This is a genomic window from Variovorax sp. OV329 (genome assembly GCF_900114785.1).
GTDB lineage: Bacteria > Pseudomonadota > Gammaproteobacteria > Burkholderiales > Burkholderiaceae_C > Variovorax.
In genome coordinates, this window is the sequence record NZ_FOUG01000003.1 from 248,661 (window position 1) to 272,191 (window position 23,531).

The following is a 23,531-nucleotide window of genomic DNA, read 5'->3' on the forward strand; positions in this document are numbered from 1 at the left end:
CCAGACCGCTCATCCCGACAAACAAAAAGGGCGCCAAAGAATGGCGCCCTTCGCAACGAAGAAGTAGCCCTCGTGCTTACTTCAGACCAGCAGCAGCCCGCAGCACCGCCGACTTGTCCGTGCGTTCCCACGTGAACTCCGGCTCCTCGCGGCCGAAGTGGCCGTACGCCGCGGTCTTGGCGTAGATGGGACGCAGCAGGTCCAGCATCTGGATGATGCCCTTGGGACGCAGGTCGAAGTGCTCCTGCACCAGTTCGGCGATCTTCGCGTCGGAAATCACGCCCGTGCCTTCGGTGTAGACCGTCACGTTCATCGGACGCGCCACGCCGATCGCGTAGGCCACCTGGATCTGGCACTGGCGCGCCAGCCCCGCGGCCACGATGTTCTTGGCCACGTAGCGTGCAGCGTAGGCGGCCGAGCGGTCCACCTTCGACGGGTCCTTGCCCGAGAACGCGCCACCACCGTGCGGGCAGGCGCCGCCGTAAGTGTCGACAATGATCTTGCGGCCCGTCAGGCCGCAGTCGCCCTGCGGACCGCCGATGACGAAGCGCCCGGTCGGGTTGATCAGGTACTTGGTGTCCTGCAGCCACTCCTTGGGCAGCACCGGCTTGATGATCTCCTCGATGATGGCTTCGTTGAAGCTGGCCTTCATCTTGGTCGGCGTCTCGCTCTGGTCCGGGCTGTGCTGCGTCGACAGCACCACCGTGTCGATGCTGTGCGGCTTGCCGTCCACATAGCGCATCGTGACCTGGCTCTTCGCGTCCGGGCGCAGGAAGGGCAGGCGGCCGTCCTTGCGCAGCTGCGCCTGGCGCTCCACCAGGCGGTGCGCGTAGTAGATCGGCGCGGGCATCAGCTCGGGCGTCTCGTCGCAGGCGTAGCCGAACATCAGGCCCTGGTCGCCGGCACCGGTGTTCAGGTGGTCGTCAGAGGCATGGTCCACGCCCTGGGCGATGTCGTTGGACTGCTTGTCGTAGCAGACCATCACGGCGCAACCCTTGTAGTCGATGCCGTAGTCGGTGTTGTCGTAGCCGATGCGCTTGATCGTGTCGCGCGCGACCTGGATGTAGTCCACGTGCGCGTTGGTGGTGATCTCGCCGGCGAGCACCACCAGGCCGGTGTTGGTCAGCGTCTCGGCAGCCACGCGCGAGCGCGGGTCCTGCGCGAAGATCGCATCGAGGATCGCATCGGAAATCTGGTCCGCGACCTTGTCGGGATGGCCTTCGGAAACCGATTCGGAAGTGAAGAGAAAATCGTTCGCCATGTGCTGAAACTCCGTCTATGCAAAGAGTGGTTGGCGCGTTGCCGACCTCGGGGAGTTCTGGCGAACGCTTTAGCAGTGTTGTTTAACGTCGCCCTGCAAGTAGTTCCATAACTCGGCGACAATTTACATTCTATAAGAATGAGTGTGCCTGTGGTCTGCGACCTTCCAGAGCCAGCGCGCGCGTCCTGCCTATTTCATCGTCCCCCGACTTTTTTGGATGATCACCCTCTTTCGCCTGCTCGCCCGCGTGCCGCTTTCGCTGATGCAGCGCCTCGGCACCCTGCTGGGCTGGATCGTGTGGTGGGGCTCTTCCGGCTACCGCAACCGCTTCAAGGCCAATGCGCAGGCGGCCGGATTCACCCCGGATCAATACCGCCCGGCCATCGCGGCCGCAGGAGCCGCCCTGGCGGAGCTTCCTTTCATGTGGGGCCGGCCGGCAGGCGTCAGCGTGTTGCCGCACGTGGCCAGCTGGAGCGGCATGGAAGCAGTGGAGGCGGCCCTCGATGAGAAGAAGGGCGCCATCTTCATCACGCCCCACATCGGCAGTTGGGAACTGCTCGGCCAGGCGGTGGCCGAGCGCTATGCCGACAAGTACGGCCCGATGACCGCCCTCTACCGGCCGGCGCGCAAGGCCTGGATGAGCGAGCTGGTGGCCAGCTCGCGCGAGAACCGCCACGGCCTCAAGATGCTGCCCACCAACACTTCGGGCGTGCGCGGCCTGATGCGCGCCCTCAAGTCCGGCGGTTACACCGGCATCCTGCCCGACCAGGTGCCTCCGCTGGGCCAGGGCGTGTGGGCACCTTTCTTCGGCCGCCCGGCCTACACCATGACGCTGCTGCCGCGCCTGGCGCAGCAGACCGGCGTGCGCGTCTTCATCGCGGTGGGCGAGCGCCTTGGGCCCGGCAAGGGTTACGCCATCCGCTTCGAGCCGCTCGAAGGCACCGCGCTGAGCGATCCCAAGGCCCCCATCGAGGAGGCCGCCGCCGCCATGAACGCCGGCATCGAGAAGCTCATCCGCCAGCTGCCGGGCCAGTACGTCTGGGACTACGCGCGCTACAAGGAGCCGCGGGCCGAGATGGAGGTGGCCCAATGAGCGTGAGCGCGCGCATCGGCATCGGCTTCATGAAGGCCCTCGCGCATGTGCCGCTTCCGGTGCTGCGCGGCGCGGGCACGGCGCTGGGCCGCCTGCTGCATTCGGTGGCCCTGCCGCGCCGGCGCGTGGTGGATGCCAACCTGAAGATCTGCTTTCCCGAGCTGTCGGACGCGCAGCGTTCCAGCATCTCGCGCGAGACCTTCGTCTACTTCGCCCAGTCCTGGCTGGACCGCGCCTGGCTCTGGCATGCGCCGCGCGAGGTGGTGGAAAGCCGCCTGGCCGTGCGCGGCGCCAAGGAAGACCTGGACGAACTCGCCAGCGGCGAGCAGGCCGTGATCCTCTTCGCGCCGCACTTCTACGGGCTCGACGCCGGTGCCACCACGCTGACCATGCACATGGGGCGGCCGTCGATGACCATCTACACCACCCAGCGCGACCCCATGGTCGACGCCTGGGCGCGCGAGGGGCGCACGCGCTTCGGCAACGTCACGGCGCTGGAGCGCACCGATGGCGTCAAGCCGGTGCTGCATCGGCTGCGCAAGGGCGAGGTCCTGTACCTGCTGCCGGACATGGACTTCGGGCCCAGCCAGTCGATCTTCGTGCCCTTCTTCGGCGTGGACGCGGCCACCGTTCCTTCGCTCTCGCGCTTCGCGCAGCTGGGGCGGGCCATCGTGATGCCGGTGCTCACGCGCGTCACGCCCCAGGGCTACGAGGTGGAACTGCTGCCACGCTGGGAGGGCTTTCCCACCGGCGACATCGTGGCCGACACCACGCGACAGAACGAGATGCTCGAGGGCTACATCCGCACCATGCCCTCGCAGTACTACTGGGTGCACCGGCGCTTCAAGACTCGGCCCGAAGGCACGCCGACGATCTACTGAGCTCGCGGTCGCTCAGGTCGAGCGCGCGAAGGCCTCGATCTCGCGGGCGACGTAGTCGGGGCGCTCGTGCACGATCCAGTGCGTGGCGCCGGGCACCTTGCGCAGCTGCATCTTCGGCACGTAGTCCTCCAGCCCGTCGAGCAGGCCGGGCAGCAGCGCCACGTCGTCCAGGGCCCAGAGCACCAGCGTCGGCACTTCGACCACCAGGCGCTCGCGCGGAATGTCGGGAAAGACCTTCGGCCCCTCGCCCGGCGCCGCGGGCTTGAGGGGCGTGACGCGGTAGAGGTTGCAGGCGCCCGTGAGGCCTGCGCCCCACACTTCGCGGTATTGCGCCTTCACTTCCTCGGTGAGCCAGTCGCGGCGGGCCTCGGGCATGGTGAGGAAAGGCCACAGGCGCTGGTAATCGTTGGCCGAGAGCAGTTCCTCGGCGTCGGGCCGGGACAGGAAGGTCATGTAGGCGCTCGACGCCTGCTGCGCCGGGCTGTCGCGCAGTTCGCGCAGGAAGGTGCCGGGGTGGGGCGAGTTGATGATGACCAGGCGTTTCAGCCTGCCCGGCTGTGCGTTCGCCAGGCCCCAGCCGAAGGCGCCGCCCCAGTCGTGCGCGACCAGGGTGTCGATGCGGCCGTCGGGCGATTCGAGGGCTGCCAGTTCCAGGATGTCCTTGACCAGCAGGTGGGCGCGGTAGGCCTCGACCTCGGGCGGCGAGCTGGATTGCTCGAAGCCGCGCAGGTTGGGCGCCACGCAGCGGTAGCCGCCGTGCTCGGGTTGCGAGAAGTACTCGAGCAGCGGGTCCCAGATGAAGGCGCCCTCGGGAAAGCCGTGCAGGAAGACCATCAGCGGCCTTCCGGCGTCGCCTGCGGCGCGGCAACTGAGGGTGATGCCGTGCGGCAGGGTGCGCTGGAAGGTCTGGATCATGTCGTCCTCGGGTTAGGACGCGGCTTCAGGGTCTCCGGTCGAGTCTGCAGCCGCGCCTTCTTCTGCGGGATGCACCCAGCGCGATAGCAGTTCGGCGGCTTCGCCCACGCCCTGCCGGTTGAGTGCGGAGAAGAGTTTGACCTCGCCGCCGCCGGCCTGCAGTCGCGTGATGGACAGCACCTTGGCGCCTTCGGAGCGGGTGAGCTTGTCGGACTTGGTGAGCAGCACCAGGAACTTCAGACCTTCCTCGACGCGCGGGCGGATCACGTCCAGCAGGATCTCGTCCAGCTCGGTCATGCCGTGGCGCGGATCGCACATCAGCACCACGCCGCGCAGGGTGGGACGGGTCGCCAGGTAGTTGCCCATGACACGCTGCCAGCGCAGCTTGGCTTCGCGCGGGACGGCCGCGTAGCCGTAGCCGGGCAGGTCGGCCAGCACCGCGTCGTCGATGTTCTGCCTGCCCACGCCGAAGAGGTTGATGTGCTGCGTGCGCCCCGGCGTCTTGGAGGCGAAGGCCAGGCGCTTCTGCTGGGTGAGGGTGTTGATGGCGGTGGATTTGCCGGCGTTCGATCGGCCCACGAAGGCGATTTCGGGCAGTGCGAGCTCGGGCAGGTGCTCCAGTTGCGGCGCGCTGGTCAGGAAGTGGGCCGTGTGCAGCCAGCCCAAGGCCACCCGCTCGCGTTCTTCGGCGGCCTTGTCCTTGGCTTTGGCGTAGGCGGCCGGTGGGCGGGAAGGGGGGGTCATTACTGAGCTTTCGTTGTGAGTCGCTAATTGTAGAATCGCGAGGTTTTGCGCACTAAAACCAAACCCCTCGATATGAAGTCGTTTGCTCACTCCCTGCGCGCAGCCCTCCTGGCCGCGACCGCTTTCGTCAGTGTCGGTGCAAGCCTTGCAGCCGACGGCCATGCGCCCGCCGCCCCGGCCGTCGTCGTGGCCAAGCCGGACGTAGCGAAGGGAGACGCGATCTTCAATGCCACGCCGACCAACGGCCAGAGCTGCGCCTCGTGCCACGCCGCCGACGGCAACTCGTCCATCGCGGCCAACCCCAAGCTGGCGCAGCAGCATCCCGAGTACATCCTGCGCCAGCTGCAGGACTTCAAGTCCGGCAAGCGCAAGAGCGCGATCATGAAGCCCTTCGCCTCGGCGCTGAGCGACGACGACATGCGCAACATCGCCTACTTCGTGGGCAGCAAGAAGGTCAAGCCGGGCTTCGCCAAGGACAAGGACACCGTGGCCCTGGGCGAGAAGATCTTCCGCGGCGGCCTGTCCGACCGCCAGGTGCCCGCCTGCGCCGGCTGCCACAGCCCCACCGGCGCCGGCATGCCCGCCCAGTACCCGCGCATCGGCGGCCAGCACGCCGACTACACCACCGCGCAGATGATCGCCTTCCGCGAAGGCCAGCGCACCAACAACCCGGTGATGAACGGCGTGGCCGCCAAGCTCAACGACCGCGAGATCAAGGCGGTGGCCGACTACATCGCCGGCCTGCGCTGAACTATTTAGCGAACCAACCGCCAAACAACAAACCCAACAAGGCGGGCCGATCCAGGCGGATCGCCCGCCTTTGTTTTTGAGCCTTTCTTCTTCATCCCCAGCTGAGCATGTCGGTTTCCACCCACGGTCTTCGCCTCCACCGCGGCCCCCACGCCTGGCGTGTGGCGGTGGAACTGCTGTCGTCGATGCGCTTCGCCATCACGCTGCTCACGGTCATCTGCATCGCCTCGATCATCGGCACCGTGCTCAAGCAGGGCGAGCCGCTGGGCAACTACGTCAACCAGTTCGGCCCCTTCTGGTCGCAACTGTTCCGCGCGGCGCAGCTGGACACCGTCTACAGCGCCTGGTGGTTCCTGCTGATCCTGCTGTTCCTGGTCGTCAGCACCAGCCTGTGCATCTGGCGCAACACGCCGCACATCGTGCGCGAGCTGCGCACGGTGAAGGAAGACATCCGGGAGAACAGCCTGCGCGCCTTCGGCCAGCATGCGCAGACCACGCTGGCGACAGAGGCGCCCGAAGCCGCGGCCCAGCGCATCGGCAAGCTTCTCGCCGGCGGCGGCTGGAAGGTCAAGCTGCAAAAGCGCGATCTAGCCAACCGCGGCGTCGGCTGGATGGTGGCCGCACGCGCCGGTGGTGCGCACAAGCTGGGCTACCTGGCAGCGCACAGCGCCATCGTGCTGGTGTGCATCGGCGGCCTGTTCGACGGCGACCTCATCGTGCGCGCGCAGACCTGGTTCAACGGCAAGAGCTTCTACCAGGGCGGCGGGCTGATCGCCGACGTGCCGCCGCAGCACCGGCTGTCGCCGGGCAACCCGACCTTCCGCGGCAACATCCTGGTGCCCGAGGGGCAGCAGGCCAGCGTGGCCATCCTCAACCAGAGCGACGGCGTGCTGCTGCAGGAACTGCCCTTTGCCATCGAGCTGAAGAAGTTCATCGTCGACTACTACTCCACGGGCATGCCCAAGCTCTTCGCCAGCGAGGTGGTGCTGCATGACCGCGAGACCGGCGAGCAGGTGCCGGCGCGCATCGAGGTGAACCACCCGGCCAGCTACAAGGGCGTGGAGATCTACCAGTCCAGCTTCGACGACGGCGGCTCCACCGTGAAGCTCAAGGCCGTGCCCATGGCGGCGGCGGCCAAGTCCTTCGAGGTCGAGGGCACCATCGGATCGAGCGCGCGCATCACCAACGGCAGCGATGCGCTCACGCTCGAGTTCACCGCGCTGCGCCTCATCAACGTCGAGAACTTCGGCTCGCCCCAGGGCGGCAGCGGCGTGGACGTTCGCAAGGTGGATCTCCGGCAGCAGCTGGAGTCGCGCCTGGGCGCCGCCCACAAGGTCAACGGCAACAAGGAATTGCGCAACATCGGCCCGAGCATCGGCTACAAGCTGCGCGACGCGGCCGGCCAGGCGCGCGAGTTCCAGAACTACATGGTGCCGGTGGACACGGGCGACGGCGTGCCGGTGTTCCTGCTGGGCGTGCGCGAGCAGCCCAACGACCCCTTCCGCTACCTGCGCGTGCCTGCCGACGACCAGGGCTCGATGCAGGGCTTCATCCGCATGCGCGCCGCGTTGGCCGACGGCGCGCTGCGCACCAAGGCGGTGGAGCGCTACATCGCCCGCGTGGCCGATCCCAAGCGGCCTGAACTGTCCGAGCAGCTGCGGCTGTCCGCCGCGCGCGCGCTGTCCCTGTTCTCGGGCAGCGAGCGTGCCAAGGCCGACGCCGCCAGCCAGGGCGGCTGGCAGGCCATTGCCGAATTCATGGAAGCCAACGTGCCCGAGGGCGAGCGCGAGCGCGCTGGCAGCGTGCTGGTGCGCATCCTGAACGACGTGCTCTTCGAGATGCTCAACCTCAGCCGCGAGCAGGCCGGCCTGGCGCCGCTGCCGGCCGACGACAAGGCCCAGAGTTACCTGACGCAGGCGGTGCTGGCCATCAGCGACGCCTATTTCTACCCGGCGCCGGTGGCCATGATGCTGGAGGACTTCAAGCAGGTGCAGGCCAGCGTGTTCCAGGTGGCACGTGCCCCTGGCAAGAACATCGTCTACCTGGGCTGCCTGTTGCTGATCATCGGCATTTTTGCCATGCTGTACGTCCGCGAGCGCCGGCTGTGGGTCTGGCTGGCACCCGATGCGGCGCAGCCTGGCGGCAGCAGCGCCACCATGGCGATGTCGACCAACCGCAAGACCCTGGACAGCGATCGCGAGTTCGAGCAGCTGGAGCGCAAGCTGCTGGCCATCCACAAGGAACAGGCGCCATGACCACCACCACGACCACCCTGACCCTCAACGAGAGCTGGCTCTCGCGCCGCAATGCCTTCGACTGGGTGTTCGCCGCGCTGGTGCTGGCCGGCGGGCTGTTTGCCTTCGTGCGCTATGCGCATGCGATGGACGTCTACGAGAAAGTGATCCTGCTCGGTGCCATGCCGGCGGTCATCTGGCTGGGCTGGTTCTGGCGGCCGCTGGCGGTGCTGGGGCTGGTGGTCGCGGCGGCCTCGCTGCTGGGCATCACGTCCTACCAGGGCGACCTGGCGCGCGCCGAGAGCGTGTTCTGGCTCAAGTACTTCCTGTCGAGCCAGTCGGCCATCCTCTGGATGAGCGTGCTCTTCTTCATGAGCACGGCGTTCTACTGGCTGGGCTTCTTCGGTGGGAAGCAGGCCGACGCGCTGGAGGCCATCGGCTCTCGCGTCGCCTGGGCGGCGGTGGCGCTGGCGCTCACCGGCACCATGGTGCGCTGGTACGAGAGCCACTTGCTGGGCCCGGACATCGGCCACATCCCGGTGAGCAACCTGTACGAAGTCTTCGTGCTGTTCTGCTGGATCACCACGGTCTTCTACCTCTACTACGAGTCGCACTACAGGACCCGCTCGCTGGGCGCCTTCGTGATGCTGGTGGTCAGCGCGGCGGTGGGCTTCCTGCTCTGGTACACGCTGGTGCGCGAGGCCCACGAGATCCAGCCGCTGGTGCCTGCGCTGCAGAGCTGGTGGATGAAGCTGCACGTGCCGGCCAACTTCATCGGCTACGGCACCTTCTCGCTGGCGGCGATGGTGGCCTTCGCCTATCTCATCAAGCAGCAGGCGAGCGAGACCCGCTGGTACAAGCTCACGCCGATCTGGCTGCTGGGGGTGGCCCTGTGCTTCGTACCGGTGGCCTTCCGCCAGCGCGCGCAGGAGGCCGGCGGCAGCTACTGGGTGGTGTATGCGGCCATCTCGGCGCTGATCGCCGCCGGCATCCTCTTGGGCCGCAAGCGCATCGCGCAGCGCCTGCCGGCGCCGCAGGTACTGGACGACGTCATGTACAAGGCCATCACGGTGGGCTTCGCCTTCTTCACCATCGCGACCGTGCTGGGCGCCCTGTGGGCGGCCGATGCCTGGGGCGGCTACTGGAGCTGGGACCCGAAGGAGACCTGGGCGCTGATCGTCTGGCTCAACTATGCGGCCTGGCTGCACATGCGCCTGGTCAAGGGCCTGCGCGGCACGGTGGCGGCCTGGTGGGCGCTGGCGGGGCTGGCGGTGACCACCTTCGCCTTCCTGGGCGTCAACATGTTCCTGAGCGGCCTGCACAGCTACGGCACCCTGTAGGACCGCCTCGGTCATCCTTCGCGGCTTGAACCATTTCGCCGGTCCGGGTAACCAAACTCGGAAACAGTGCGAAATACAAGCAAACTGCGATTCAAAAAGCGAAAGGCGACCGATGCTGATTCATTCCCGCGACAAGGGCTTCGTCCATCCGCATGCCAGCGAAATCACGCCCCGCGGCGTGTATGAAGGGCGGCGCGACCTGCTCAAGCTGATGGCCACCGGCGCTGCCGGCGCCGCACTGGCTGGCTGGGCCGGACGCGAAGCGCTGGCCGGCGTGACGCCACCCGGCAAGCTGGCGGCCCTGCCCGGCGCTGCATCCTCGGTGCCCGGCGCGCAGACGATGGAGAAGATCAGCGACTACAAGGACGCCACCAGCTACAACAACTACTACGAGTTCGGCACCGACAAGGGCGACCCGGTGAAGAACGCCCACACCCTCAAGACCCGCCCCTGGACGGTGGAGGTCGAGGGCCTGGTGAAGAAGCCGGGCAAGTACGCCATCGAGGACCTCATCAAGCTGAGCGCGCAGGAAGAGCGCATCTACCGACTGCGCTGCGTGGAAGGCTGGTCGATGGTCATCCCCTGGGTGGGCTATTCGCTGGCGGAACTCATCAAGAAGGTCGAGCCGCAGGGCAACGCCAAGTACGTCGAGTTCGTGACGCTGGCCGACCCCAAGACCATGCCCTTCGTCGGCTCGCGCGTGCTCGACTGGCCCTACGCCGAAGGCCTGCGCATGGACGAGGCGATGCATCCGCTCACGCTGCTCACCTTCGGCATGTACGGCGAGGTGCTGCCCAACCAGAACGGCGCGCCGGTGCGCATCGTGGTGCCGTGGAAGTACGGCTTCAAGTCGGCCAAGTCGATCGTGAAGATCCGCTTCGTCGAAAAAGAGCCGGGCACGGCCTGGAACAAGGCGGCCGCCAACGAGTACGGCTTCTTCTCCAACGTGAACCCCAACGTGGACCACCCGCGCTGGAGCCAGGCCACCGAGCGGCGCATCGGCGACGGCAGCAGCCTGTTCGCCAAGCGCCAGAAGACGCTGATGTTCAATGGCTACGAGGCGCAGGTCGGCCAGCTGTATGCGGGCATGGACCTGAAGAAGTTCTACTGACGCCGGGCCCTGGCCGATGAACTCGCTGCTGCTGAACAAGGCGACCAAGCCGCTGGTCTTCCTGCTGTGCCTGCTGCCCTTCGCCTGGCTGGTGTGGGGCATCGTCACCAACAACCTCGGCGCCAATCCGGCGGAGTACCTGATCCGTGCGACCGGCGACTGGACCTTGCGCTTCCTGTGCATCGTGCTGGGCGTCACGCCGCTGCGGGTGATGTCGAAGACGCCGGCCCTGGCGCGTTTTCGGCGCATGCTGGGCCTGTTCGCCTACTTCTACGTCTGCCTGCACCTGCTGAGCTACGGCCTTTTCGACATGGACCTGGACGTGGCCGAGATCGCCAAGGACATCGCCAAGCGGCCCTTCATCCTGGTGGGCTTCAGCGCCTTCGTGCTGCTCACGCCGCTGGCCGCCACTTCGTTCAACCGCGCCATCAAGGCGCTGGGCGCGAAGCGCTGGCAGTGGCTGCACAAGCTGGTCTACCTGATCGCCGGGCTGGGCCTGCTGCACTTCTTCTGGATGCGCGCGGGCAAGAACAACTTCGCCGAGCCGCTGGTCTACGCGGCCATCATCGCGGTGCTGCTGGGCTGGCGCGTGTGGAATGCGACGCGCAAGCCGCGTGCGCCGGCGTCCGGTCCGGCAAGGCAGCGCACGCAGCTGTCCTCGGCTTCTTCGACGAAGCAGGGCGCCTAGATCAGTCGCCCGCGAGTTCGTTGCGCATCTGATCTTCGAGCGTCTCGCGGCGGCGGATGAGCGTGGCGCTGCTGCCGCTCACCAGCACCTCGGCCGCGCGGTTGCGGGTGTTGTAGTTGCTGGCCATGCTCATGCAGTACGCACCGGCCGACAGCACCGCCAGCAGGTCGCCGGCCCGCACGTCCAGCACGCGGTCGCGGCCGATCCAGTCGCCGCTCTCGCACACCGGGCCCACCACGTCGTAGGTCTTGGCCGCGTCTCCGTGCCTGGCCGACAGCTGCTCGATGCGGTGGTAGGCCTGGTACATGGCCGGGCGCGGCAGGTCGTTCATGGCCGCGTCGACGATGCAGAAGTTCTTGTCCTCGCCGGGCTTGGTGTAGAGCACCTCGGTCACGCACACGCCCGCGTTGCCCACCAGCGAGCGCCCGGGCTCGATGATGAGCTTGCGCTGGCCGAAGCCGCGCGCGTCGATGCGCGCGAGCAGCTGCTGCCACAGGTCGTCGGCCGCGGGCGGCGTGTCGCCGTTGTAGTCGATGCCCAGGCCGCCGCCGAAGTCGATGTGGTGCAGCGGGATGCCGGCCTCCTCGATGGCCTGCACCAGGTCCAGCACGCGCTCCAGCGCGTCCAGGTAGGGCGATGCCTCGGTGATCTGCGAGCCGATGTGGCAGTCGATGCCCACCACCTTCAGGCCGGGCAGCGAGGCTGCGTGCTGGTAGGCATGTAGGGCGCGGTCGTGCGCGATGCCGAACTTGTTGCCCTTCAGGCCGGTGGAGATGTAGGGGTGCGTCTTCGGATCGACGTTGGGGTTGATGCGGATGCTCACCGGCGCGCGCCGGCCAGCGGCCACCGCGACCTCGTTGAGCACGTCCAGCTCTTCCTCGCTCTCGACGTTGAAGCAGCCGATGTCGGCGTCGAGCGCCTGGCGCATTTCGGCGCGCGTCTTGCCCACGCCGGAGAAGATGATCTTCGCGGGCTCGGCGCCGACCGCCAGCACGCGCGCCAGTTCGCCGCCCGAGACGATGTCGAAGCCGCAGCCCGCCTGAGCGAACACGCGCAGGATGCCCAGCGAGGAGTTCGCCTTCATCGCATAGCAGATGAGCGCGTTGCGCCCTTCGAAGCCGCGCTGGTAGGCGGCCAGTGCATCGAGCATCCACTGCTTCGAATACACGAAGAGGGGCGTGCCGTGTTCGCGGGCGAGGGTCTGGAGCGACACCTGCTCGACGTGCAGGGTGTCGCCCAGTCGGGCAATGTGCGGCTGGCCGGGCAGCCGCGGGTTCGGTTCGCTCATCGCGAGGCTCCCGTCGGGTTGTTGTTGTTGGTGTTCGTGCCGTCGGGCTTCTTGTCTTCCGAGGGCGGCTGGCTTTGCTGCGAAGGAGTGGTCGTGGTGCTTTGCTCGCGCGCGGGGATGGGCAGCAGCGCCTGGGGCAGGGTGGCCCGATTGGCCGCGGCCGGATCGGTGGGCAGGTACAGGGGCCCGCGCTGGCCGCAGCCGGCAAGGCTGACCCCGAGCACCGCAAGGCCAATGGCCCTCACTAGAATTTGGCTGACGTTCGACATAACAAAATTGTAATGACCGACCCCGAGTACATGGACCGCGCAGAAGCCGCACTGGCTGCGATCGAGCGCGGATGCGACCGCATCAACGACGAAACCGATGCCGACATCGACAACCAGCGGGTGGGCGGCATGATCACCATCACCTTCCCCAACGGCAGCCAGCTGATCGTCAACCTGCAGAAACCGCTGCAGGAGATCTGGCTGGCAGCGCGCTCCGGCGGCTACCACTATCGCCATGATGGAAGGCAGTGGGTGGACACCAAGACCGGCGCGGAGTTCTTCGAGCAGCTCTCGCGCGAGGCCAGCGCGCAGGGCGGCCAGGCGTTGGCCTTCACCGCGTAGGCAGGCGCCCGGCGCGCAGCGCGCGCCCCTCAGTTGCGGAACAGGTCCAGGATCCGGTTGCGCTCCTCCGGCGGGGGCGGTGCCGAGGGTGCTGCGCCGTTCGTCGCGGACGGATCGGCGCTCACCGTTGCCGGCGCGGCTTCCACGCCCAGCGAGGCCACGCCGCGGCCCGGCGCGTAGTCGTCGAAGTACCACTCGCCGCCAACGTTGACCACGCCGCTGGCCGGCGGGGTCACCTCGGCCACCGGCACGCCCTTGAGTGCGGTCTGCATGTAGTTGATCCAGATCGGCAGGCTCAGGCCGCCGCCGGTTTCCTTGTCGCCCAGGCTGCGGGGCGTGTCGTAGCCCATCCACGCGATCGCGACCATGCTGGGCTGGAAGCCGGCGAACCAGGCGTCGAGCGAGTCGTTGGTGGTGCCGGTCTTGCCGTACAGGTCGGGGCGCTTGAGCTGGCGCTGCGCGTTGGCCGCGGTGCCCGAGCGGGCCACTTCCTGCAGCAGGCTGTCCATGATGAAGGCGTTGCGCGCGGAGATGGCGCGGATCGTCTCGTTGAGCAGCGGCGGCTCCTTCTCGACCAGCACCTTGCCCTTGTGGTCGGTGACCCGCGTGATCAGGTACGGATTGACGCGGTAGCCGCCGTTGGCGAACACCGAGTAGCCCACCGCCATCTGCATGGGCGTGACCGAGCCCGAGCCCAGTGCCATCGGCAGGTAGGCCGCATGCTTCTCGCGGTCGAAGCCGAAGCGGGTGATCCAGTCCTGCGCGTAGTGCGTGCCGATGGACTGCAGGATGCGGATCGACACCATGTTCTTCGACTTGGCCAGCGCACGGCGCATGGACATGGGGCCGTCGAAGCCGCCGCCGTAGTTCTTGGGTTCCCAGGGCTGGCCGCCGGTGGTGCCGGCGTCGAAGAACAGCGGGCCGTCGTTGATCACGGTGGCCGGCGTGAAGCCCTTTTCCAGCGCGCCCGAATAGATGAAGGGCTTGAAGCTGGAGCCCGGCTGGCGCCAGGCCTGGGTGACGTGGTTGAACTTGTTCTTGCCGAAGTCGAAGCCGCCGACCATCGCCTTGACGGCGCCGTCGCGCGGGTCCAGGGCGACGAAGGCGCCTTCGACTTCCGGCAGCTGGGTGATCTCCCAGGTGTCCTTGGGCGCACGCGCCACGCGGATCACCGCGCCGCGGCGGATCTTGATGTTGGGCTGCGCCTTGTCGGACAGGCCCGTCTGCACGGGCTTGAGGCCTTCGCCCGTGATGGTGATGGTCTCGCCGTTGCCGCGCACCGCCTGCACTTCCTTGGCCGAGGCCTTGAGCACCACGGCCGCCAGCACGTCGCCGTTGTCGGGGTGGTCCGCCAGCGCGTCGTCCACCGCGTCGTCCAGCTCGCGCGGGTTGTTGGGCAGGTCGACGAACTTCTCCGGGCCGCGGTAGTACTGCTTGCGCTCGTAGTCCATGAGGCCCTTGCGCAGCGACTTGTAGGCAGCGGACTGGTCGGCCGCGACCAGCGAGGTGTAGACATTCAGGCCGCGGGTGTAGGTGGTGTCGCCGTACTGCGCGAACATCAGCTGGCGCACCGTCTCGGCCACGTACTCGGCATGCAGCCGGTCGGGGTCGGAGGCGCCGTCGCGCAGGCTGGGCTGTTCCTTGCGGGCTTCCTCACCCTGCTGCTCGGTGATGAAGCCGGCGTCGACCATGCGGTCGATCACGTACAGCTGGCGCGCCCGTGCCCGGCTGGGGTTGTTGACCGGGTTGTTCGCGCCCGGCGCCTTCGGCAAGCCCGCCAGCATGGCGGCCTGGGCGATGGTGATGTCCTTCAGGGGCTTGCCGAAGTAGGCTTCCGATGCTGCCGAGAAGCCGTAGGCGCGATTGCCCAGGTAGATCTGGTTCAGGTAGATCTCCAGGATCTGGTCCTTGGTCAGCAGGTGCTCGAGCTTGAAGGTGAGCAGGATCTCGTAGATCTTGCGGGTGAAAGTCTTCTCGGAACTCAGGTAGACGTTGCGCGCCACCTGCATCGAAATGGTGGAGGCGCCCTGGCTCTTCACGCGGTTCATGTTGGCGATGGCCGCGCGCATCACGCCCTTGTAGTCCACGCCGCCGTGCTCGTAGAAGCGGGCGTCCTCGGCCGCGAGAACGGCGTCCTTCATCACCTTGGGAATGGTGGAGATCGGCGTGAGATTTCTGCGCTCCTCGCCAAATTCACCAATGAGCACCCCTTCGGACGAGAATACGCGCAAGGGCAATTTGGGCCGGTATTCCGACAGCTCGGAAATATCGGGCAGGTTGGGGTAGGCCACGGCCAGCGCGACGGCAATCACGAAAAGCACCGAGAGTGCGGCGGCAGCGGCCAAGCCAACGCCCCACATCAAGATGCGCAGCACCCACGTCAGCCATGTCGGGCGTCGGGAAGGAGGTGGTGAATTGGACTTGGAGGGCCCGGAAGGGCGATTCTTATCGGGCATGTGCGCGGGCGAAGTCGATGCCCATTATAAAAAACCGGCCCCGCCACAGGCCCCATCCGGGCGTCTAAAACCCAAGTACTCCAATTTGTGACCTAAGTTACACCAACGCACTTTTACGTCCACTTTTGACAACGAATGTTGCGGAGTGCGCACCTTGTCGCTTGGTTGCCTGCGGAGCTTGCACTAGCATCAGCCGAAGCCGGAATTTTTACGCACATTTTTCGAATCGTTACAACTCATCGGGATCGAACTTGGCTGCATTTGGTTCGCTGTTTCGCCGTCAACCCGCGCCGCTGCTCGGGTTGGACGTCAGTTCTTCCAGCGTGAAGCTGGTTGAACTCGGGCGCGACGCGTCGGGCAAGTTGGTGCTCGAGCGTTGCGCGATCGAGCCGCTGGAGCGCGGCTGGATTACCGACGGCAACGTCGAGAAATTCGACGAAGTCGCCGAAGCGGTGCGCCGCGTGGTCCGCAAGAGCGGAACGCGTACCAAGCACGCCGCCCTGGCGCTGCCCCCTTCGGCAGTGATCACCAAGAAGATCATCCTTCCCGGTGGCCTGAGCGAGCCGGAACTCGAGATCCAGGTCGAGTCCGAGGCGAATCAATACATTCCCTTCTCGCTGGACGAAGTGAGCCTGGACTTCTGTGTGATGGGGCCGGCCAACAACTCCACGGGTGACGTCGAGGTGCTGATCGCGGCCTCGCGCAAGGAAAAGGTGCAGGACCGCCAGGGCCTGGCCGAGGCCGCCGGCCTCAAGGCCATGATCCTGGACGTCGAGTCCTTCGCGTCCCGCCTGGCGGCTTCGCGCCTGATCGAGCAGTTGCCCGGCCAGGGGCAGGATGCCGTCGTTGCCCTGTTCGAAGTGGGCGCTTCCACCACCAGCATGCAGGTGCTGCGCAACCAGGAAGTGTTGTACGACCGCGACCAGGCCTTTGGTGGCGCGCAGCTGACCCAGCTGATCGTGCGCCAGTACGGCTTCTCGGCCGAGGAGGCCGAGACCAAGAAGCGCAGCGGTGACCTGCCGGACGACTATGGCACGGGGGTGCTCAAGCCCTTCGTGGCCAGCATCGCCCAGGAAATCGCCCGCGCGCTGCAATTCTTCTTCACCAGCACGCCCTACAACCGGGTGGACTACGTGCTGCTGGCCGGTGGCTCGGCTTCGCTGCCGGGCCTGACCAGCGCCGTGACGCGCCAGACCTCCTTTGCTTGCTCGCTGATCAATCCCTTCGACGGGATGGACATGGCCTCGGGCATCCGCGAGAAGAAGGTCAAGCGTGAAGCGCCGTCCTACCTGACCTCGTGCGGGCTGGCCATGCGGAGGTTCCAGTCGTGATCCTCATCAACCTGCTCCCGCATCGCGAAGCGGCGCGCAAGCGCCGGCGCGAGAATTTCTATGCTGCGCTCGGTGCCTCGGCGCTGGTGGGCGCCTTGATTGCCGGCGCGGCCTATGTCTGGTTCGAGACGCAGATCGCGAGCCAGAATTCGCGCAACCAGTTCCTGCAAAGCGAGATCACCAAGCTGGAGTCCGAGATTCGCGAGATTTCGACCCTGCAGGCTGAGATTGCTTCGCTCCAGGCGCGTCAAAAGGCAGTGGAAGATCTCCAGGGTGACCGCAACATGCCGGTTCACCTGATGAATGAACTGGTGCGCCAGCTGCCTGATGGCGTCTATCTGACAAGCATGAAGCAGGACAACCAGCGGGTGACCCTGCAAGGCATGGCGCAGTCCAACGAGCGCGTCTCGGAGCTGCTGCGCAACCTGGGCAACAGCAGCCCCTGGCTGGTGCAGCCTGAGTTGGTCGAAATCACTGCAGCCACGGTGTCGTTGTCTCCGCGAGACCAGCGCCGGGTGGCCAATTTCACGATGCGTATCGGCTTGAAGCGGCCGACTGACGCGAACAAGCCTGCGCAAGGCGCGCCTGCCGGCAAGGTGCCGGCCCCGGCGGCGAAGGGATAAGGCGTATGGCAAGAAATCGCTCAACCCAAAAAATCGACTTTGCTGGCGCAACGCGGCGGCTGGCGGACCAGTTTCGCGGCCTCAATCCGAACGACCCGTCGATTTGGCCTGCCTTGCCTCGCTATGTCCTGTATCTGGTCATCGTGGTCGGCGTGCTGGTGGCCCTGTGGTTCGCCTGGCTGACCAACTCCAACGACGAGCTCGAAGCGGCGCGTTCCAAGGAGGTGACCCTGCGCGAGGACTACAAGAAGAAGGTCGCGCAGGCCGCCAACCTCGACCTGCTCAAGAAGCAGCGCGAGCAGGTGCAGCAGTACGTGATCCTTCTGGAGAAGCAACTGCCCAGCAAAGCCGAGATGGATGCGCTGCTCTCCGACATCAACCAGGCCGGCCTGGGACGCAGCCTGCAGTTCGAGCTTTTCCGGCCGGGCCAGGTCTCGGTGAAGGACTACTACGCCGAACTGCCGATCGCCGTGCGGGTCACCGGCCGCTACCACGACATGGGTGCGTTCGCCGCCGACATCGCCAATCTTTCGCGCATCGTGACACTCAACAACCTCTCGGTCACGCCTGCCAAGGACGGTGCGCTCACGATGGATGCGACCGCCAAGACCTTCCGCTACCTAGATCCGGAAGAGCAGGCAGCGCAAAAGCGCGCCCAGACCCAGAAGGGCGGCAAGAAATGATGCGCCTTCGCCATACCGCCTTGGCCGCGCTGGCCCTGCTGAGCCTGGCTGGCTGCTCCGGCTCGGACCGCGAGGAACTGCAGCAGTGGATGAAGGACCAGCGCGCACAGGTGCGCCCCAACGTTCCGCCCATCGCCGAGCCGAAGAAGTTCGTGCCGCAGGCCTACACCGAAGGTGCTGCCTTCGAGCCATTCAACAGCCAGAAGCTGACGCAGGCCCTGCGCCGCGACTCTGCCCAGCCTTCCATGTCCGGCCTGATTGCGCCGGAACTGACCCGGCGCAAGGAGGCCCTGGAGGCCTATCCGCTGGATGTGATGGCAATGGTCGGCAGCCTGAGTCGCAATGGCCAGCCGGTGGCTCTCGTCACCGTGGACAAGCTTCTTTATCAAGTCAAGGTGGGCAACTACCTCGGCCAGAACTACGGAAAGATCACCCGGATCACCGAAACCGAACTCGGCTTGCGTGAAATCGTGCAGGACGCCGCCGGTGAATGGATCGAACGCCCGGCGACGCTGGTGTTGCAAGAGAGGTCGAAGAAATGAATCAAGGAAAAATCGCGATGGCAACGTGGCTGCGCGCCATTGGCGCCTCGGTGCTCGCGTTTGGCGTGACTTGCGCCGCTTATGCGCAGAACGCCATCGAATCGGTGACAAGCTCGACGCAGGGTGGGGCTGAGCTGATCCGCATCGACCTGGCCCAGCCACTGGCGACCGTGCCCAACGGCTTTGCGGTCGCTTCGCCGGCACGCATTGCGCTGGACTTTCCGGGCGTGACCAACGCCATCGGGCGCTCCACGATCGACGTGAACCAGGGCAACCTGCGCTCGGTCAACGTGGTGCAGGCGGGTGACCGCACGCGCCTGGTGCTCAACCTGAAGGACGCCACCACCTACAAGGCCGAGCTGCAAGGCAAGTCGGTGCTGGTGACGCTTGGCCAGGTGGCTGGGGTCGCTCAGCAGCAGTCTGCTACCTCGAGTTTCGCGGAGAACCGCAACCGCGATTCGCAACCGCTGCGTGACATCGATTTCCGCCTGGGCTCGGACAAGACCGGCCGCGTGATCGTCGACCTGGCCAACAACCAGGTGGGCGTGGACATTCGCCCGCAGGGCAAGAATCTGGTGGTGGAGTTCACCAAGACGACGCTGCCCGAGGGTCTGCGCCGCCGCCTGGACGTGGCCGACTTCGGTACCCCGGTGCAAACCATCACGACGCAGCAGCAGGGCGACCGTGTCCGCATGGTGATCGAACCGCGTGGCGAGTGGGAGCACAGCGCCTACCAGAGCGACAACCAGTTCGTGGTCGAGGTCCGCCCGCGCAAGATCGATCCGACCAAGCTGACGCAAGGCACCGGCTACAGCGGCGAAAAGCTGTCGCTGAACTTCCAGAACATCGAGATCCGCTCGCTGCTGCAGGTGATCGCCGACTTCACCAACTTCAACATCGTGACCTCGGACTCGGTCACCGGTGCCCTCACGCTGCGCCTGAAGGACGTGCCCTGGGACCAGGCGCTGGACATCATCATGCAGGCCAAGAACCTGGGCATGCGCAAGAACGGCAGCGTGCTGTGGATCGCGCCCAAGGATGAGATCGACGCCAAGGAGAAGCGTGAATTCGAAGCCCAGGCGGCCATTGCGAACCTGGAACCGCTGCGCACGCAGTCCTTCCAGCTGAACTACACCAAGGCTGCTGTCATCGCCCAGGGCCTGACCGGCCAGGGGCTGGGTGGTTCGGGCGGCGGCGGTGGCACCAGCAACACCCGCATCCTGAGCCCGCGTGGCAGCGTGATTGCAGAGACGCGCACCAACCAGTTGTTCGTGTCGGACATCCCGGCGCGCCTCGCAGACGTCGCTGAATTGATCACGAAACTGGACGTTCCCGTGCGCCAGGTGCTTATCGAGGCGCGCATCGTCGAAGCCTCAGACACTTTCGGCAAGTCGTTGGGCGTTCGCCTGGGCGGCGGCGCGGTGAACAACAACAGTTCCATCGGTACGCAACCGACGGTTGCGAATGGCACGGCGACCTTCGCCTCGCCGACCGCGGGCAACTTCGTGAGCCTTCCGGCCATCAGTCCCGGCAGCACCGGCAACATCCCCGGCACCTTCGCGGTCTCGCTTTTCAACTCCAGCTTCTCGCGCCTCTTGAACCTGGAAATCTCCGCCCTGGAAGCAGACGGCAAGGGCAAGGTGGTGTCCAGCCCGCGCGTGGTCACGGCCGACCAGACCAAGGCGCTGATCGAGCAAGGCACGGAACTGCCCTACCAGGTGGCGACGTCCAGCGGTGCGACCTCCATCGCCTTCCGCAAGGCCAACCTCAAGCTCGAGGTCACGCCGCAGATCACGCCCGAAGGCAACATCATCCTGACGCTGGACGTCAACAAGGACACGGTGGGCCAGCAGACCCTGGCGGGCTTCGCGATCAACACCAAGCACGTGCAGACCGAGGTGCTGGTGGAGAACGGCGGCACGGTCGTCATCGGTGGTATCTTCGAGCTCACCGAATCGAATGACGAATCGCGCATCCCGGTGCTGGGTGAAGTGCCCTACGTCGGGGCACTGTTCCGGACGCGCAATCGCACATTCAACAAGACCGAAATGCTCGTCTTTATCACCCCGAAGATGATTACCGACCGCAACGCCGCGCGCTGACGCGCGCCTGGCGTGCCGACCCTGTGTGGCGGTAGCACTGGTCGGCCTCCCCGGATCGGGGAAATCTGCAGTCGGGCGACGCTTGTCGCAGCGACTGCAGTGGTCTTTTGCGGACACCGATACGCTCATCGAGGAGCGTATCGGCTGCTCCATCCGCGAATACTTCGAGCGTGAGGGCGAGGCGAGCTTCCGCGACATCGAGCAGGCGGTGATCGCCGAGATGGCGCAGATTCCCCACGGCGTGCTTGCCACCGGCGGCGGCGCCGTGCTGCGCGAAGCCAACCGCCAGCAGCTGCGCCGGGGCTTCCACGTGATCTACCTGCGCTCATCGCCCGAAGACCTGTTTAGGCGCCTGCGCCACGACGTCAAGCGCCCGCTGCTCCAGGTGCAGGACCCGCTGGGCCGCCTGCGCGAGCTGCATGCGGTGCGCGACCCGCTGTACCTCGAAGCAGCGCACGACATCGTCGAGACGGGCAGGCCCACCATCGCCATGCTGGTCAACCTGATCGTGATGCAGCTGGAACTGGCCGGCATCGCCGTTCCGCCGGCCGGCGACACACCCGGCTGAGTCGCCTGTCACGGGTGCGGCTTCGGGCCAGCGCCTAAACTCGGGGGCTATGCCAGTGCCTGCTTCCCACGAGCGCGTCGAGATCGATTTCGGCGACAGAAGTTATTCCATCCTGATCGGCAGCGGCCTGCTGCAGGACCCCCAGTCCTTCGAGGGGCTGCCGCGCGCGGCCCAGGGGCTGATCGTGACGAACACCACCGTCAGCCCGCTCTACATGGCGGCACTGCGCGCCGCGCTGGCGGGGCGCCACGAGCAGGTCCACGTGCTCGAGTTGCCGGACGGCGAGGCCTACAAGGACTGGAAGACGCTCAACAGCATCTTCGACTCGCTCCTGGGCCACGGCGCCGACCGCAAGACGGTGCTGTACGCACTGGGCGGCGGGGTGGTGGGCGACATGACGGGCTTCGCCGCTGCGAGCTACATGCGCGGCGTGCCCTTCGTGCAGGTGCCGACCACGCTGCTGGCGCAGGTCGACTCCTCGGTGGGCGGCAAGACGGCCATCAACCACCCCCTAGGCAAGAACATGATCGGCGCCTTCTACCAGCCGCAGCGCGTGCTGTGCGACCTGGCGACGCTGAAGACCTTGCCGCCGCGCGAGATGAGCGCGGGGCTGGCGGAAGTCATCAAGTACGGGCCGATCCACGACCTGGACTTCCTCGACTGGATCGAGGAGAACCTCGATGCGCTGGTGGCGCGCGAGCCCGCGGCGCTGGCGCATGCGGTGCGCCGCAGCTGCGAGATCAAGGCGCTGGTGGTTGGGCAGGACGAGCGTGAGGCGGGTCTGCGGGCCATCCTCAATTTCGGCCACACCTTCGGCCATGCCATCGAGTCCGGCCTCGGCTACGGCGAATGGCTGCACGGCGAGGCGGTGGGCTGCGGCATGGTGATGGCGGCCGAGCTGTCGCGGCGGCTGGGTGGCATCGACGGCGCCTTCGTGCAGCGGCTCACCCGCCTGATCGAGGCGGCGGGCCTGCCGGTGCGCGGTCCGGCGCTGGGTGCCGAGCGCTACCTGGAGCTGATGCGCGTGGACAAGAAGTCCGAAGCCGGCGAGATCCGCTTCGTGGTGCTGGATGCGCCCGGTTCGGCCAAGGTGCGCGGCGCCCCCGACGCGATGGTGCGCGAGGTGCTCGCCGCCTGCTGCGAGCCCGCCTGACATGACGCTGGCGACCTATGCCAGCCACGCGGCCGCATCGCGCGGCCGGCGCCATCCGGAGCCGCCGGCGCCCACGCGCGACGATTTCCAGCGCGACCGGGACCGCATCGTCCATTCCACCGCCTTCCGCCGGCTGGTCTACAAGACACAAGTCTTCCTGAACCACGAAGGCGACCTGTTCCGCACCCGGCTGACCCACTCGCTGGAGGTGGCGCAGCTGGGCCGCTCCATCTCGCGCTCGCTGGGGTTGAACGAGGACCTGGTCGAGGCCATCGCGCTCGCGCACGACCTCGGGCACACGCCCTTCGGCCATGCCGGCCAGGACACGCTGAACGCCTGCATGGTGGCGCACGGCGGCTTCGAGCACAACCTGCAGAGCCTGCGGGTGGTGGACCAGCTGGAGCACCGCTATCCGCAATACGACGGCCTGAACCTCAGCTTCGAGACGCGCGAGGGCATCCTCAAGCATTGCTCGCGCGCCAATGCGCAGCGCCTGGAGGTCGTGGAGCCCAACGGAGTGGCGCGGCGCTTTCTCGAGAACACGCAGCCCAGCCTGGAGGCGCAGCTGTGCAACCTGGCCGACGAGATCGCCTACAACGCGCACGACATCGACGACGGTGTGCGTTCCGGACTGATCGGCATCGAGCAGCTGAAAGACGTGGAGCTGTTCGAGCGCTTTCGGCGCGAGGCCGTGGCCGAGCATCCGCAGCTGGCCGGCCGCCGGCTTCTCTACGAAACCATCCGGCGCATGCTCAGTGCACAGGTCTACGACGTGATCGACGCCACCCGCGCCGCCTTGGCAGATGCCGGGCCGACCGATGCCGAGGCGGCGCGCCGTTGCCCGCAACTCGTCCAGTTCAGCGCGGCGATGCGTGCCGAATCCACCGCGCTCAAACGCTTCCTCTTCGCCAACCTGTATCGCCATGCGCAGGTCGTGCAGACGACCACGCAGGCCCAGCAGGTGGTGCGTGAACTGTTTGCCGCCTACCTCGCCGATCCCGATGAGATGCCGCCCGACTATGCGCAGCGCGACGACACGCATCGCGCGGTGGCCGACTACATCGCCGGCATGACCGACCGCTTCGCCATGCGCGAGCACGAGCGGCTGACCGGGCGCACATGGACCGTCTGAGTCCATCTTCCGACGCCGAACAGCC

At 66.5% G+C, this 23,531-nt stretch carries 22 protein-coding genes; 16 read left to right on the forward strand and 6 right to left on the reverse strand.

Annotated elements, in window-relative coordinates; genetic code table 11:
• Window positions 1–76 precede the first annotated feature (76 nt).
• Window positions 77–1,261: a methionine adenosyltransferase gene (gene metK / locus BM345_RS06290; protein WP_093376744.1), complete on the reverse strand. Its 1,185-nt coding sequence runs from the start codon at window positions 1,259–1,261 to the stop codon at window positions 77–79.
• Window positions 1,262–1,409: 148 nt separating this feature from the next.
• On the opposite strand from metK, the gene BM345_RS06295 reads away from it, so the two are divergent.
• The gene (locus BM345_RS06295; protein ID WP_093377332.1) at window positions 1,410–2,354 is read left to right on the forward strand and encodes a lysophospholipid acyltransferase family protein; all 945 of its coding nucleotides are present in this window, start codon (window positions 1,410–1,412) and stop codon (window positions 2,352–2,354) included.
• Window positions 2,351–3,235 (forward strand): lysophospholipid acyltransferase family protein, encoded by an 885-nt coding sequence (locus BM345_RS06300; protein WP_093376746.1) that lies wholly within the window; start codon window positions 2,351–2,353, stop codon window positions 3,233–3,235. The genes BM345_RS06295 and BM345_RS06300 overlap by 4 nt, the downstream gene beginning before the upstream one ends.
• A 12-nt stretch (window positions 3,236–3,247) precedes the next feature.
• Here the strand turns inward: BM345_RS06300 and BM345_RS06305 are convergent, their stop codons facing one another.
• Both BM345_RS06305 and yihA read right to left on the reverse strand, forming a co-directional pair.
• The gene (locus BM345_RS06305) at window positions 3,248–4,150 is read right to left on the reverse strand and encodes an alpha/beta fold hydrolase (protein ID WP_093376747.1); all 903 of its coding nucleotides are present in this window, start codon (window positions 4,148–4,150) and stop codon (window positions 3,248–3,250) included.
• Window positions 4,151–4,162: 12 nt separating this feature from the next.
• On the reverse strand, window positions 4,163–4,894 hold the full coding sequence (gene yihA, locus BM345_RS06310; protein ID WP_254789603.1) for a ribosome biogenesis GTP-binding protein YihA/YsxC: 732 nt from the start codon (window positions 4,892–4,894) through the stop codon (window positions 4,163–4,165).
• Window positions 4,895–4,966: 72 nt separating this feature from the next.
• On the opposite strand from yihA, the gene BM345_RS06315 reads away from it, so the two are divergent.
• The 5 genes from BM345_RS06315 to BM345_RS06335 all read left to right on the forward strand — a co-directional run bounded on the left by BM345_RS06315 (window position 4,967) and on the right by BM345_RS06335 (window position 11,017).
• Complete coding sequence (locus tag BM345_RS06315) at window positions 4,967–5,644, forward strand: c-type cytochrome (protein ID WP_093376750.1); 678 nt, start codon at window positions 4,967–4,969, stop codon at window positions 5,642–5,644.
• Between the two features lie 107 nt (window positions 5,645–5,751).
• Complete coding sequence (locus BM345_RS06320; RefSeq protein WP_093376752.1) at window positions 5,752–7,899, forward strand: cytochrome c biogenesis protein ResB; 2,148 nt, start codon at window positions 5,752–5,754, stop codon at window positions 7,897–7,899.
• Complete coding sequence (gene ccsB, locus BM345_RS06325) at window positions 7,896–9,218, forward strand: c-type cytochrome biogenesis protein CcsB (RefSeq protein ID WP_093376753.1); 1,323 nt, start codon at window positions 7,896–7,898, stop codon at window positions 9,216–9,218. Before BM345_RS06320 ends, ccsB begins: the two co-directional genes overlap by 4 nt.
• A 112-nt stretch (window positions 9,219–9,330) precedes the next feature.
• Complete coding sequence (gene msrP / locus BM345_RS06330; RefSeq protein WP_093376756.1) at window positions 9,331–10,329, forward strand: protein-methionine-sulfoxide reductase catalytic subunit MsrP; 999 nt, start codon at window positions 9,331–9,333, stop codon at window positions 10,327–10,329.
• 16 nt (window positions 10,330–10,345) lie between these two features.
• The gene (locus BM345_RS06335; protein ID WP_093376758.1) at window positions 10,346–11,017 is read left to right on the forward strand and encodes a protein-methionine-sulfoxide reductase heme-binding subunit MsrQ; all 672 of its coding nucleotides are present in this window, start codon (window positions 10,346–10,348) and stop codon (window positions 11,015–11,017) included.
• Window position 11,018: 1 nt separating this feature from the next.
• On the opposite strand, the gene lysA is transcribed toward BM345_RS06335, so the two are convergent.
• Both lysA and BM345_RS06345 read right to left on the reverse strand, forming a co-directional pair.
• A complete protein-coding gene (gene lysA, locus BM345_RS06340; protein ID WP_093376761.1) occupies window positions 11,019–12,305 on the reverse strand; it encodes a diaminopimelate decarboxylase in 1,287 nt (428 codons plus the stop codon).
• The gene (locus BM345_RS06345) at window positions 12,302–12,574 is read right to left on the reverse strand and encodes an LPS translocon maturation chaperone LptM (protein WP_093376763.1); all 273 of its coding nucleotides are present in this window, start codon (window positions 12,572–12,574) and stop codon (window positions 12,302–12,304) included. Before BM345_RS06345 ends, lysA begins: the two co-directional genes overlap by 4 nt.
• A gap of 12 nt (window positions 12,575–12,586) precedes the next feature.
• Here BM345_RS06345 and cyaY point away from each other — a divergent pair, with 12 nt between their 5' ends.
• Window positions 12,587–12,916 carry an iron donor protein CyaY gene (gene cyaY, locus BM345_RS06350; protein WP_093376765.1) on the forward strand — a complete coding sequence of 110 codons (330 nt, stop codon included), beginning with the start codon at window positions 12,587–12,589 and terminating at the stop codon, window positions 12,914–12,916.
• Window positions 12,917–12,945: 29 nt separating this feature from the next.
• Here cyaY and BM345_RS06355 read toward each other — a convergent pair whose 3' ends face one another.
• Complete coding sequence (locus BM345_RS06355) at window positions 12,946–15,372, reverse strand: penicillin-binding protein 1A (RefSeq protein ID WP_093376767.1); 2,427 nt, start codon at window positions 15,370–15,372, stop codon at window positions 12,946–12,948.
• A 251-nt stretch (window positions 15,373–15,623) separates the two neighbouring features.
• Here BM345_RS06355 and BM345_RS06360 point away from each other — a divergent pair, with 251 nt between their 5' ends.
• Genes BM345_RS06360 through BM345_RS06395 form a run of 8 tightly spaced genes read left to right on the forward strand, consistent with a single transcriptional unit; the run spans window position 15,624 to window position 23,506 of the window.
• The gene (locus BM345_RS06360) at window positions 15,624–16,703 is read left to right on the forward strand and encodes a pilus assembly protein PilM (protein WP_093376770.1); all 1,080 of its coding nucleotides are present in this window, start codon (window positions 15,624–15,626) and stop codon (window positions 16,701–16,703) included.
• Window positions 16,700–17,326, forward strand: a complete 627-nt coding sequence (locus BM345_RS06365) for a PilN domain-containing protein (protein ID WP_093376772.1) — start codon at window positions 16,700–16,702, stop codon at window positions 17,324–17,326. Before BM345_RS06360 ends, BM345_RS06365 begins: the two co-directional genes overlap by 4 nt.
• A 5-nt stretch (window positions 17,327–17,331) precedes the next feature.
• Window positions 17,332–18,009, forward strand: coding sequence for a type IV pilus inner membrane component PilO (locus tag BM345_RS06370; protein WP_093376775.1), 678 nt, complete (start codon window positions 17,332–17,334; stop codon window positions 18,007–18,009).
• Window positions 18,006–18,551: a pilus assembly protein PilP gene (locus tag BM345_RS06375; protein ID WP_093376777.1), complete on the forward strand. Its 546-nt coding sequence runs from the start codon at window positions 18,006–18,008 to the stop codon at window positions 18,549–18,551. The genes BM345_RS06370 and BM345_RS06375 overlap by 4 nt, the downstream gene beginning before the upstream one ends.
• Window positions 18,548–20,653 (forward strand): type IV pilus secretin PilQ, encoded by a 2,106-nt coding sequence (gene pilQ, locus BM345_RS06380; RefSeq protein ID WP_093376780.1) that lies wholly within the window; start codon window positions 18,548–18,550, stop codon window positions 20,651–20,653. The genes BM345_RS06375 and pilQ overlap by 4 nt, the downstream gene beginning before the upstream one ends.
• Before the next feature lie 25 nt (window positions 20,654–20,678).
• Window positions 20,679–21,221: a shikimate kinase gene (locus BM345_RS06385; protein ID WP_093376784.1), complete on the forward strand. Its 543-nt coding sequence runs from the start codon at window positions 20,679–20,681 to the stop codon at window positions 21,219–21,221.
• Between the two features lie 49 nt (window positions 21,222–21,270).
• Complete coding sequence (aroB, locus tag BM345_RS06390) at window positions 21,271–22,374, forward strand: 3-dehydroquinate synthase (protein WP_093376787.1); 1,104 nt, start codon at window positions 21,271–21,273, stop codon at window positions 22,372–22,374.
• A 1-nt stretch (window position 22,375) separates the two neighbouring features.
• Window positions 22,376–23,506 carry a deoxyguanosinetriphosphate triphosphohydrolase gene (locus tag BM345_RS06395; protein ID WP_093376789.1) on the forward strand — a complete coding sequence of 377 codons (1,131 nt, stop codon included), beginning with the start codon at window positions 22,376–22,378 and terminating at the stop codon, window positions 23,504–23,506.
• Window positions 23,507–23,531: the final 25 nt, after the last annotated feature.